Source organism: Aquamicrobium sp. NLF2-7 (assembly GCF_022359935.1).
GTDB lineage: Bacteria > Pseudomonadota > Alphaproteobacteria > Rhizobiales > Rhizobiaceae > Mesorhizobium > Mesorhizobium lusatiense.
In genome coordinates this window covers 17446-29671 of the sequence record NZ_JAKSED010000007.1, presented here as the reverse complement: position 1 = coordinate 29671, position 12226 = coordinate 17446, and the positions used below count along the sequence as shown (strand labels likewise).

Genomic DNA, 12226 nt, shown 5'->3' with positions numbered 1-12226 from the left:
CAAGCCCTGCCATGAAGCGCCTCGGAAAACTTGTAACCGGCGAAAACCTTCTTGAATTCTTTGAAGAGATCAGAAGCGTTCTAAAATCAGCGGCGGAAAACGAAATCAGCTTGGGTAATTCAGCCTTCCCGGCGTCGCCACTCGCTTGCAGTGACGCCAAATCGCTTGCGAAACGCGTTGGACAGATGGCTCGCATCGGAAAACCCGCATTTCGCGGCGATCTCGGTAAAGCTGCGGTTGGTGTGCCTTATCATCCGCTCGGCAGCTTCGAGCCTCAGCATCCGCAGGCGCTCGAAAACCGTCATGCCGGTTTCGGCCCGAAAGATCAGGTTCAGCGTCACATGGCTCATGGCGGCGACGCGTTCCAGCTCGGCCATGGTGATGGTGGCGGACAGCCGCTCTGAAAGAAGGGCGGTGATCCGGGCCACCAGCAGGGAACGGTCGTCGGCCGACACGCCGGACATGGGATGGGTGGCGAGTTCCTCAAACGCATGGCCGACGAGGGCCAGACACAGGCCCTCCTTACGCAACAGCGCAGCCGCATCGCTGCGCCCGTCAAGCAGCGCATCCAGCTCCGCCCGGCCGGGAACCGGCAGGCGCAGGCGGCGCAGCGGAACCGGATCCGGCAGCGTCTGCTCCAGAAGTGCGGCAAGGGCCGGATCGAGGCGCGACATCGTCAGGGCGATGACGAGGTTCGAGCACCCGTCGCCCTTCTCCACGATCCTCTGCAAGCGCCGCCCGTCCGAGCGGATGATCCAGACCTGCCCGTCGCTGATCTTGTGAGATGACCCGTTGTGGTCGATGAGCAGCATCCTGCCCGAAAGATTGAACGCCAGGATCATCTGATCGTCCGGGCGACGGATGTCGTCGTCGTGGCGGATGGCCGCCGAAAAGTGGCTGTGCGCGAGAACAAGCCCCGGCGCGATCCGCAAGACGTCGACGCGATTGCTGCGAGGCAGCCCCGGCAATGTGACGGAAGCCGTTGCGCCGGCTTCAAACGGAGTAAACCGGTGCGGTTCGATGAGGTTCATGGGATCAGCCGTCAACGCAGTCACCGGATCGGAGCCTTCAGGAGCTCAACACTTCTGCGGCGAAATCCGGTGCATTCGGAAAGGAGGCTGGCTGTCAGGCTGGCCCTGGCAGTCTGGAGAATTTTCCCGCGCGTTGCAAGGGGAGGCCGCGAGCATCCCGCAACCTCTGCCGGCGCAGGGGCCCGGCTTCTACTTGTCTGGCAGCCCGGTCAGCTGCGAACGCGGGCGGCGAAGGCAGAAAGGCCTTTCCTTGCATCTTCGCTGGTGAAGGTTCGCTGACCTATGACGGCCTCGGCCGCGAAGGCCTCATCGAGAGGCAGGTCCTGCAGCGTCAGCACCGCCTCCTTGATCGTCTGCACCGCTGAAGAACTGAGGCGGGCAATTTCTTCCGCGACGGCAAAGGCGGTCTTTTCAACCTCCGCGGCGGGGACGATCTGGTTGATGACGCCGGCGGCTTTCATCTGCACGGCGGAAAAGCGGCGGGCGGTCAGCAATATCTCCATCGCCGGCGCATAGCCGATCTGCCGCACCAGCCGCACCAGCGTGCCGCCGGCGGGCACGAAACCCATTGAAGGTTCCGGCAGCTGGAATTGCGCGCCTTCCGCGGCGATGCGGATGTCGGTGGCGAGCATGATCTCGAAACCGGCACCGATGCACAGACCGTTTATCGCGCAGACGATCGGCTTGTAGAAAGCCACGCCCTTGAGATGGGCAGGATCCCATGCGCTGATGTCGAAGCGGTCGCTTGCCAGCGCCGGAATGGATTCCGTGAGATCCGCGCCTGCGCAGAAGGAGCGCTCGCCGGCCCCGGTCAGGACGACGACCCGGATTTCGGGATCATCGCGCAGTTCCACGAATGCCTGCCCGAGCGCATCGTACATTGCCAGCGTCATGGCGTTCAGCTTTTCCGGGCGGGCAATACGGATCGTTCCGATCGCCTTCTCGCGTGTGACCTCTATCGACATCAGATCACTCCTTTTTCCTTCAGGGCCGCCAGTTCTTCGGCTGTCAGCCCGGCTACACGCCCGTAAATGAAATCATTGTGCTCGCCCACGCGCGGCGGCCGCCCGGTCGCATCCCCCGGCGTGCGCGAAAGCTTGACCGGCAGGCCGAACATGCGCACCAGCTGGTTGCCGAGCGGCACGCTCACGATCATGTCGCGGGCGACGATGTGCGGATCGTGCACCACCTCGTCGATGGTCTTGATGGCGCTGAGAGGAACGATATCGCCGGCCATCGCCTCCAGTTCGGCCTTGGTGTGGCGCGCGAACCAGCGCTCCAGCAGGGGGGTGACGTGTTCGCGCGCAACCTGCGGATCGAACCTTTTTTCCATGGTGTCGATTGCCGGATGACGCGCCATTTCCGGTTCGCCGAAAAGCTCACAGGTGATGGCCCAGAACTTGTCGGTATAGCCTCCGAAGAAGACATAGCCGTCCTTGCACGGGAACTGGCCATAGGGCCGAACGAAAGGATGGTCATTGCCAAGTGGTGTCGGCACTTCATTGTTGACCGTGTAGCGCACGACCGCATTTTCGGTGAGGGAAAGCACCGAATCCTGCTGGGAGATATCGACCACCTGTCCAAGCCCGGTGCGGCTTACCTCATGCAGGGAGGCGAGAATCCCGATCACGGCATAAAGCGAGGCGGCAATGTCGCCGATGATGGTGCCAACCCGTACCGGCGGCAGATCGGGATAGCCATTCATGGCCCATAGTCCGCCTGTTGCCTGCCCGGTGTTGTCATAGGCCGGGCGTGCGGAATTCGGCCCGCTGCGCCCAAAGCCGCTGATACCGGCATAGACCAGACGTGGATTGATCTGAGAAAGCTCATCATAACCAAGACCGAGCTTTTCCATCGTTCCGGGGCGGAAATTTTCGACGAGAACATCGGCCCGTTCCACCAGCCTGCGCAGCAGCGCGCGACCCTCATCGTCCTTGAGGTTCAGGGTGATGCCGAGTTTGTTGCGATTATACTGCGCAAAGAAAGCGCTCAGGTCTTCCCCGTCACTGTGAACGAAGGGCGGAAAGGTTCTGGTGTAATCCGGGTCGCCGGGGTTCTCCACCTTGATGACCGTGGCACCCAGATCAGCCAGCAGCATCGAGCAGAAAGGTCCGGCCACGACACGCGTGATGTCCAGCACCGTTACGCCCCGCAAAGGCCCCGAGCCGGTCGTGTGGCTGCTGCCTTGCGAATTGTTTGTCATGACTGGAAACCTCCCACCTTTACTGTCCGGTTCAGGCCGCTGGCCGGCGATGCGGGCCTACTACATTCCGTTGAATCGCGGCTGCGTTTTCTTCAGGCGGCGCGGGCCGCGCGCCTGACACCATGAAGAGCCTTACCCACGCGTGAACCCGTCGGGCGTCCCAGTGCGCCGGAGATGAAATCACCGGCATCCGCCAGAAGATCGAGGTTTATGCCCGTCTCCATGCCAAGACCATCAAGCATATATACGAGATCCTCGCTGGCCAGATTGCCGGAAGCGCCCGGCGCATAGGGACAGCCGCCAAGCCCTGCCACCGAGCTGTCGAAGCTCCTTATTCCCATATCCAGACAAGCCAGAACATTTGCCAGCGCCTGCCCGCGGGTGTCATGGAAATGCCCCGCCACAAGATCATGGCCGAGCTCATCGCAGACGGCGCCGAAAATTCGCCGCGTCGATCCCGCAGTTCCGATCCCGATCGTGTCGCCAAGCGATATTTCATAGCAGCCCATGGCAGCCAGACGCTGCGAGGTGCCGACCACGCTGCCCAGCGCTATCTCACCCTCATAAGGACACCCCAGAACACAGGAGACATAGCCTCGCACGGCAATGCCATTGTCCCGCGCAATCGCCATGACCGGCTCGAAACGCGCAAAGCTTTCTTCAATGCTGCAGCCGATATTGCGCTGGGAGAAAGTCTCAGAAGCCGATGCAAAGACAGCCACTTCCCGGATGCCGGCGCTGACGGCGCTCTCCATTCCCCGGATGTTGGGAACAAGCACGGACAGGCTCACGCCGGGCAAGGGGCGCAGAGCGCGCAGCACCTCCGCGGTGCCAGCCATCTGCGGCACGGCTTTCGGCGACACGAAACTGCCCGCTTCGAGGCGGCGGATCCCGGCACCTGTCAGCCGCTCAATCAGGTCGACACGGGTTTGCGTGCCGACCGGCACGCTCTCGTTCTGAAGGCCGTCGCGTGGTCCGACCTCGAAGACCCGTACAATGTCCGACATGTCACCTGCCTTTTCAGGCAAACTGCCCAATTGGTCGCTTGATCGAAATATGGTCTTGCTACATCCGCTCTGGAGTTTTGTGGCATAAATATACATAACCTCTTGGCGGCAGGGCGCGTACCCTGCACACGGGACTTGTCGGAGGCCGTTCACAGGGAGGAACGAGGATGACGAATGGCATGGTTGCGCACGGTTCGCAGCCTCTTGCGGAAGATCCGGGCATCTTTCCGTCCCGGTTGCTTGAGCTTCTTTCGCGCGATGCGCCTCTCCAGCGCTATGAGGAAATGATCTCCGAAATCCGCGCCCGGAACTATCCGGCAGAAATCGAGGCCATGCTGATGAACGACGTCGGCACGGCGATCCGGGTGCGCGAGGAATTTGACAACAAACGCAAGCGTGAACGCGAACTTTCGGCCCTTTACGAGACGGCGCGCGATCTGTCCTCATTGCGCGATACGGATCATGTTCTCAGGGCCATCGTACGGCGCGCACGGCAACTGGTCGGGACCGACATCGCTTATCTTTCAGCCGCGGACGATGAGCGCGGCGATTTCTATGTGCGCGCAACCGAAGGCGTGGTTTCGCAGGATTTCGGGCAGATCCGCGTGGCGCGCAACATCGGAATCTGCGGCAATGTCGCGGCCACCCGCACGCCTTTCTACTCCAGCAATTATTCCAGAGACCTCACCTTCGACCACGAAGCCGACATCGACGTCTCCATCAGGGGCGAGGGCATCGTTTCCATTCTCGGCATTCCGCTGGAGGTGGAATCGAAGGTGATCGGGGTCCTGTTCGTGGGAGATCGCTACGAGCGCGCTTACGCCCCGCAGGAAATGGCCGTGCTCTCTTCGCTTGGCACCTTTGCGGCACTGGCTATTGAGAACGCGCGGCTGCTGGAGGAAGCGCGCCGTTCGCTGAGCCGCGCCCGCATCGCCAATGACGAGCTGCGCGCCAAGGCCCAGTCGATAGAGGATGCAGCCCTCGTCCATGAACAGCTGACGGAACTCATCGCCCGGGGCGGGTCCCTGGAAAGCCTGTCGGAGCGCGTCTCGAAATTTCTCGGGGGCGAGGTGTGCGTCGTCGACGAAACACGCAATTCGGTATGCGGCGCCTTGCCTGAGGGGTTCGGCGACGAGCAGTTGATAAAAGCCATGTGGGAGAGCGATCGTCTGGGCCGAAGCGTGCCGGTGATGCATGAGGACGGCAGCATTTCACAGGTGGCGGCAATCATCGGGGGGTCCATGCGGCTGGGCGCACTGATATTGCATCGCCATCAGGAATTGTCGGCGGCCGAAATGCGCACGCTGGAGCGCAGCGCCATCGTCACCGGAATCGTGCTTCTGACGACCGAGCGCATCGCGCAGGCTGCCTATCGCAACGTCGCCGATACTTTCGCTGCCTTGCTGCGCGGCAGCAGCGACCCTTTCGGTCCGGAAGGCGCAAGGCAGCTGCCTCCCAACATTTCCATGCAGTGGCCCCTCAGGATGCTTCTGGTCGAACTGGGCAGCGACCGGCCCAGCGCCGCCATTGCGGCCGTGCGCTCCCTCCTTGGCCGGCGTGATACGATGTATTCCGAGTACAATGGCGATCTGGTGATCGCCACCAATGCGCAGGATGTCGATGGCCTTGCGCGGCACGTGGGCGACAGGCTGGAACAGGTGCTCCACGAACGCCCGAGCGTCGCGGTGTCGCCCGCCATCGCCGGGGTGGCAGAGGTTCCCAAGCAATATCAGGCCCTTCGCCGTTGCCTGAAGCTGCTGCATGCGCTGGGCCAGTCCGGACGTCTGGTTCACGAGCGCTCGATGGCCACCTATGCGATCCTGTTTCGCGAGCAGGATGACGACGCACTGGCCGAATTCATCGGACACACCATCGGTGCGGTCATAAGTTACGATGAAAAACGCAAGACCCAGCTGGCGCCGACGATGCTGGCTTATCTGGACCACGGCCGCAGTCTCCAGAAGACAGCCGATGTGCTTGGCGTCCATGTGAACACGATCAGGCAGAGGCTTGAAACCATAGTGCAGATGAACCCGGATCTTGCCGATCCGGCGCTCGCGCTGGAACTGCATCTGGCACTTCGCCTGCGCAGCCTCGCCGGAACAAGCCTGACGTGAAGCTGTCGGAAACATACCTTCACACAGGCATCGGATGTGTTGCGGGCACATTGTGGATGCGGTGCCTGCAAATCTAGTCTCCGCTCATAAATGCAAGCGGAGTACCTGCACACATGACGGTCAACAGCCGGATTCCCGGATTTTACAAGCTCTCGCCTGCCACTCGCTTCGACAGGGTCGTCAGCCTTACGGGTGTCGGGCGGCAGGGGCTGGAAAGCCTGCTGCCGGCAGATGCCGATTTCCTCCCCATGGCCGACCGCATGATCGAAAACGTGGTGGGAGCGCTGACTTTGCCGGTCGGCGTGGCTGCGAACTTCACCATCAACGGTCGCGATTACCTCATTCCCATGGCGACAGAGGAGCCGTCGGTCGTAGCCGCCGCCAGCCATATGGCCGCGGTTGCGCGCGAGCATGGCGGTTTTCACACGTCCAGCAGCGATCCCATCATGGTGGCGCAGGTGCAGGTGGTTGGAGCCTGCGATCCGAACGGCGCCCGGTTCCGGCTGTTCGAGCGCCGTCAGGAACTGCTCGACCTCGCCAATGAGCAGGACCCCTTCCTCGTTTCGCTGGGCGGCGGGGCGAAGGACATCGAGGTGCGCCTCGTGGAAGGCGACAGCGAGACCTTCGTTGTGCTGCATCTCGTGGTGGATGTGCGCGATGCCATGGGCGCCAATGCCGTCAACACCATGGCCGAAGCTCTCGCACCGATGGTGGAAAGCATTACCGGGGGCAGGGTGCGCCTGCGCATCCTGTCCAACAAGGCTGACCGGAGACTGGCGCGCGTGCGCGCGACCTTCGGTGCCGATGCCCTTGGCGGCGCGGACGTGGCCGCGGGCATCATTCAGGCCTATGAGTTCGCGGCAGCGGACCCTTATCGCGCCGCAACGCACAACAAGGGCATCATGAACGGCATTACCGCCGTGGTGATGGCTACGGGCAACGACACCAGAGCCGTCGAGGCCGGCGCGCATTCGCATGCCGTCCGCAATGGCCGTTACACTTCGCTCTCCCACTTCGAGCAGGACGCACAGGGCAATGTCGTTGGCACACTGGAGCTGCCGATGGCGGTCGGCCTTGTCGGCGGCGCAACCAAAACCCATCCCGCGGCGCAGGCGGCGGTTCGGATGCTTGGCGTGTCATCGGCGCAGGAACTTGCCGAAATCATCGTCTCGGTCGGACTGTCCCAGAACATCGGGGCGCTGAGAGCGCTGGCGGCGGAAGGCATTCAGAAAGGCCACATGGGTCTTCATGCGCGCAATGTCGCCGTTGCTGCCGGCGCTGAAGGCGACGAGATCGATCGCGTCGCCAGCCAGCTCAAGGCAGAAGGTAAAGTGCGCAGCGACAGGGCCAAAGCCATTCTGGACGGCATTCGCGCGAGCTGTTCCTGACCGCACCTCTTAGGGGCCTCCGGTTTCATGACGGGAACATGGCAACCGGACGCCATGGATATCCGCATGGTCCGGCGACAGATCGACAGGCAGTGGTGTTCAGCTTCCATTCCAACGATAAGCCTGTCGATCATCGACATTACCGGCCCCTTCAAATGTATCTTTGAGACATTGATTGGAACCATTCATCGTACCTAAGGTGTAGCTGCATAACAGGGCATCGCATGCAGATTTCAGTGCGGGGCGCGCCACATAAAGACATGAGGGAGAACGAAGATGACCGTTTGCGCTCAGGAGATCGTTGCCGGAGCAGATTGCCCCAAGATCCCAACTGGTCCTGAAACGGCAGCGCCCGCGACGCAGCAACCGAAAAGCCAGGCTGAGGGGTGATGGCGCAGTTCGCGCGATAACGAAAAAGTCACGGCGCTCGGCCACGGATCGCCCGATCGAGAAGCTCAAGGGCTTCGGGAATTGTCCCGGTCCACACTGAAGCGCGGGCCTGCGCCCTGTCTGCCCGGCCAATATCGGTCTCTTCAATTTTTCAGGCCTGTGGCGGCAACAGGAAAACGCCGCCCTTGTCCCTACTTCCGGAACTTTTCATCGACAGAGGATAGATGACATGAATCGGCGCGAATTCAATCTTTTGATGGCGGCAACCCTCGGCAGTGCCGCTTCCGGCGGTCTGGCTTTTGCTCAGGAGAACGGTGGGACCCTGACGTCGGTCGTATATCCCGAGCCCCCGATCCTCAATCTTGGCCTGAACCAGCAGACGCCCACCGGCGTCGTGGCCGGAAAGCTTTATGAAGGCCTGCTTTCCTATGCGAGGGACCTCTCGCCCCAGCCGCTGCTTGCCGATTCCTGGGAGGTCTCGCCGGATGGCCTCACCTACACTTTTCATCTGGTGAAGAATGCCAGATGGCATGACGGCCAGCCTTTCACCGCCGCGGATGTGGTTTTTTCCTGCAAGACTTTTTTGCCCGAAGTTCATCCGCGTGCGCGGGATGTCTTCAGCCGCTGCGAGAGCATCGAGGCGCCCGACGATTACACCGTTGTCTTCACCCTGAAGCAGCCGTTTCCGGCGTTTCTCATGGCGTTCGAGACGGCATCCGCGCCGATGCTGCCACGCCACCTTCTCGAAGGGGCGGACTACCAGAAGGTTGGCGCGGAACAGCCGCCGATCGGCACCGGCCCCTTCCACTTCTCCGAATGGGTTCGCGGATCGCATATCCACCTCACTGCGAACGAGGATTACTACCGCGAGGGCCAGCCGAAGCTGCGTGAGATTTACTATCGCGTGATCCCTGATGCCGCTTCGCGCAGCGTCTCGCTGGAGCAAGGCGATGCCCAGCTCACCCAGTGGCAGGATATCGAGCCTTTCGACGTCGCGCGCCTTGCGGCCCTGCCTCACCTCGAAATGACCACCGAAGGCTACGAATATTTTTCGCCCATGCTGTGGATCGAGCTGAACTGCCGTCGTCCGCCGATGAACGACAAGCGTTTCCGTCAGGCGCTTATGCATCTGATCGACCGCAATTTCGTACGCGACCGCATTCTGTTCGGACTTGCAAAGGCGGCGACCGGGCCGATCGCATCCTCGATGCGTTTCTACACGTCAGACGTGCGCACTTATGAGCAGTCGGTGGAAAAGGCTGTCGCTTTGCTCGACGAGATGGGCCTGAAGCCGGATGCAGGTGGTGTGCGCGCGACGCTGAAATTCTCCATGGTGCCGGCCGGAGATACATGGACGCGCATTGCCGAGTATGTTCGCCAGGCCCTTGCAGCGGCAGGCATCAATGTCGAATTGCAAAGCAACGACCTTGCCGGCTGGGTCGAAAGCGTGAGCAATGGCGACTTCGATATCAGCGGCAATCAGCTGTATCAGAACGGCGACCCCGCGCTCGGCGTGGCACGCACCTATATCTCCTCCAACATCCGCAAGGGGGTCATGTTCTCCAATACCTCCGGCTATTCGAACCCGAAAGTCGATGAGCTTTTCGAGGCGGCAGCAGGCGAAATCGATGTAGAAAAGCGGCAGGCGCTCTATACGGAAGTTCAGCAGCTTCTCGTGGAGGAAGTGCCGGTGTTGTGGCTGGCTGAGCAGCAATATCCGACGATCCATGACAACCGGCTGAAGGAGATCACGACCTCCGCCACTGGCGTCAACTCCAACTTCGGCACGGTCCACTTCGCTTAAGGTCTGGTGGTGCGCGGCGCAGCAGCAGTGGTTACCTCCCTGCTGGTCACAAGTCCGCGCACCGCACCCCCTCAATATTACGTGGCTTCCGGTCACACCATAGAAGGCTGTTGGCAACATGATTGCATATATCAACGATCAGGAAGTCGCGGTTCTGCGGGACTGGCGACACAAGCTGCACCAGTTTCCCGAGATTTCAGGCGAAGAGGCCGAAACGGCGCGCGAGGTCGTTTCCTTCCTGTCGGACACGAGGCCCGATCAGGTCGTCACCGAACTGGGCGGACATGGCGTTTCCCTGATCTACGAAGGCGGGGAAGCCGGACCGAGCGTCATGCTGCGCTGCGAGCTGGACGCATTGCAGATACAGGAGATCTCCGATCTTCCCTACCGCTCCCGCACGGATGGGAAGGCGCATATGTGCGGCCATGATGGCCACATGGCGATGATGGCCGGCGTGGCGCGGCATCTGGGCCAGAGGCGTCCCGCACGCGGCAGGGCGATCCTGCTATTCCAGCCGGCGGAAGAGACGGCGCATGGCGCGGAAGCCGTCATCGCCGACCCGAAGTTTGCGTCGATCCGGCCGGATTATGCTTTCGCCATCCACAACATGCCGGGTCTTCCGCTTGCTCATGTAGCTATTGCCGAAGGGCAGATCACCTGCGCATCCATGGGCCTGTGCATCAGGCTGGAAGGCAAGACCGCCCACGCCTCCATGCCGGAGACCGGCATCTCGCCGGCCATGGCGGTATCACGCATCATCGCCACATTGAAGACGCTGGAGGCCGGCGATGCCGTCGGCCCCGGCTTCCGCCGTCTGACGGTAACGGGCGTCCATATGGGAAAGAAAGTGTTCGGCATCACGCCGGGCGACGCTGAAATCCGCATGACGCTGCGCACCCCGGAAAGCGACGCCATCGAAGTTCTGGCCGACACGGTGATGGAGATGGTTCGCGCCATCGCGGCCGAAGAAGGGCTGATGGTCGGGCATTCCACCCATAATTTCTTCCGCGCCTGCATCAACCATCCGGAATCCGCTGCCATCTTCGGCAATGCAGCCGATGAAATGGGCCTGTCGCGGGTAGCCGGCTACGTGCCGATCAGAGGAGCAGAGGATTTCGGTCTGTTCGGCTCGTGCTCGAAAGCCGCACTGCTTTTCATCGGCTCGGGCATGGACCGTCCCATGGTTCACAATCCCGACTATGACTTTCCCGACGAGCTGATCCCGAAGGGCGCGCAGTTGTTCCTGAACGTTCTCGACCAGTTGCTGGGTGTGACCCCGCAGAACCAGCCGCAATCCTGAAAACGCTGATGTCCGTAATCTCCCGCCTGTTCGCAAAGCTTGCGGGGATCGTTTTCACGATCCTCGTCATCGCGACGATCAACTTCATCATCATCCACTCCGCACCAGGTGACCCGGCTATGGTCATTGCCGGCCAGTCGGGGGCGGCAGACGCCAAGTTCATCGCACAGATCCGCGCGGAGTATGGTCTCGATCAGCCATTCCTCACGCAGCTCGGCACTTATATCGGCAAGGTGCTGCAATTCGACCTCGGCTATTCGTACCGGCAACGTGCCAGCGTCTGGCAGCTCATTCTCGAACGGCTTGGACCAACGCTGCTTCTGACCCTTTCCGCCTTCTTCCTGTCACTTATCGGCGGTGTGCTTCTGGGAGCTTTTGCCGGCCGGAGACAGGGAAGCTGGGGCGATTTCGCCATCATGCTGGTGTCGCTTTTGCTCTACGCCACGCCGGTTTTCTGGCTCGGCCTGATGCTGGTGCTTGTGTTCTCGATCCAGCTCGAATGGCTGCCGGCCTTCGGCTATGCTGACATGCGCGCGTCAAGCTTCGGCGCACTCGAATATGCGCTGGACGTGGCGCGCCATCTGGTCCTGCCGGTTGTCACGCTGGCGGCCATATATATGGCCGTCTACACACGGCTGATGCGCTCCTCATTGATCGAAGTGTCGCATGAGGATCATGTTCGCACGGCCCGCGCCAAGGGGCTGACCGAGAATCAGATCCTGTACCGCCACATGCTGCGCAATGCCGCCGTCCCGGTGGTGACTTTCGCCGGCCTGCAGGCGGGCGCCCTGATCGGCGGATCGGTCGTGGTGGAAACGGTGTTCTCGTGGCCCGGCCTCGGCAGGCTCACCTACGATTCCGTGACCGCGCGGGACTATCCCGTTCTGCTCGGCCTGTTTCTGATCATGTCGCTCCTTGTCATCGCAACCAACCTGCTGACCGACTTCCTGCACCGGGTTGTCGATCCCCGCGTCACGACCTGATAG

9 protein-coding genes are annotated in these 12226 nt (G+C 61.5%); 5 read left to right on the top strand and 4 right to left on the bottom strand.

Features of this window, described 5'->3' with window-relative positions:
* Nucleotides 1-119: 119 nt before the first annotated feature.
* The 4 genes from MIC97_RS22925 to MIC97_RS22910 form a co-directional block, all read right to left on the bottom strand.
* A complete protein-coding gene (locus MIC97_RS22925) occupies nt 120-1031 on the bottom strand; it encodes an AraC family transcriptional regulator (RefSeq protein ID WP_239802212.1) in 912 nt (303 codons plus the stop codon).
* A 209-nt stretch (nt 1032-1240) separates the two neighbouring features.
* Nucleotides 1241-1996 carry an enoyl-CoA hydratase/isomerase family protein gene (locus MIC97_RS22920; protein WP_239802211.1) on the bottom strand — a complete coding sequence of 252 codons (756 nt, stop codon included), beginning with the start codon at nt 1994-1996 and terminating at the stop codon, nt 1241-1243.
* Nucleotides 1996-3234 carry a CoA transferase gene (locus tag MIC97_RS22915; RefSeq protein ID WP_239802210.1) on the bottom strand — a complete coding sequence of 413 codons (1239 nt, stop codon included), beginning with the start codon at nt 3232-3234 and terminating at the stop codon, nt 1996-1998. Before MIC97_RS22915 ends, MIC97_RS22920 begins: the two co-directional genes overlap by 1 nt.
* A 92-nt stretch (nt 3235-3326) precedes the next feature.
* Nucleotides 3327-4241, bottom strand: coding sequence for a hydroxymethylglutaryl-CoA lyase (locus MIC97_RS22910; protein WP_239802209.1), 915 nt, complete (start codon nt 4239-4241; stop codon nt 3327-3329).
* A 167-nt stretch (nt 4242-4408) separates the two neighbouring features.
* On the opposite strand from MIC97_RS22910, the gene MIC97_RS22905 reads away from it, so the two are divergent.
* From MIC97_RS22905 to MIC97_RS22885, 5 genes are all read left to right on the top strand, one after another.
* Nucleotides 4409-6358 carry a GAF domain-containing protein gene (locus MIC97_RS22905; RefSeq protein ID WP_239802208.1) on the top strand — a complete coding sequence of 650 codons (1950 nt, stop codon included), beginning with the start codon at nt 4409-4411 and terminating at the stop codon, nt 6356-6358.
* Between the two features lie 113 nt (nt 6359-6471).
* The gene (locus MIC97_RS22900) at nt 6472-7746 is read left to right on the top strand and encodes a hydroxymethylglutaryl-CoA reductase, degradative (protein WP_239802207.1); all 1275 of its coding nucleotides are present in this window, start codon (nt 6472-6474) and stop codon (nt 7744-7746) included.
* Nucleotides 7747-8365: 619 nt separating this feature from the next.
* Nucleotides 8366-9940: an ABC transporter substrate-binding protein gene (locus MIC97_RS22895; protein ID WP_239802206.1), complete on the top strand. Its 1575-nt coding sequence runs from the start codon at nt 8366-8368 to the stop codon at nt 9938-9940.
* Nucleotides 9941-10058: 118 nt separating this feature from the next.
* The gene (locus MIC97_RS22890) at nt 10059-11240 is read left to right on the top strand and encodes an amidohydrolase (RefSeq protein WP_239802205.1); all 1182 of its coding nucleotides are present in this window, start codon (nt 10059-10061) and stop codon (nt 11238-11240) included.
* Between the two features lie 8 nt (nt 11241-11248).
* Complete coding sequence (locus MIC97_RS22885) at nt 11249-12223, top strand: ABC transporter permease (RefSeq protein WP_239802204.1); 975 nt, start codon at nt 11249-11251, stop codon at nt 12221-12223.
* Nucleotides 12224-12226: the final 3 nt, after the last annotated feature.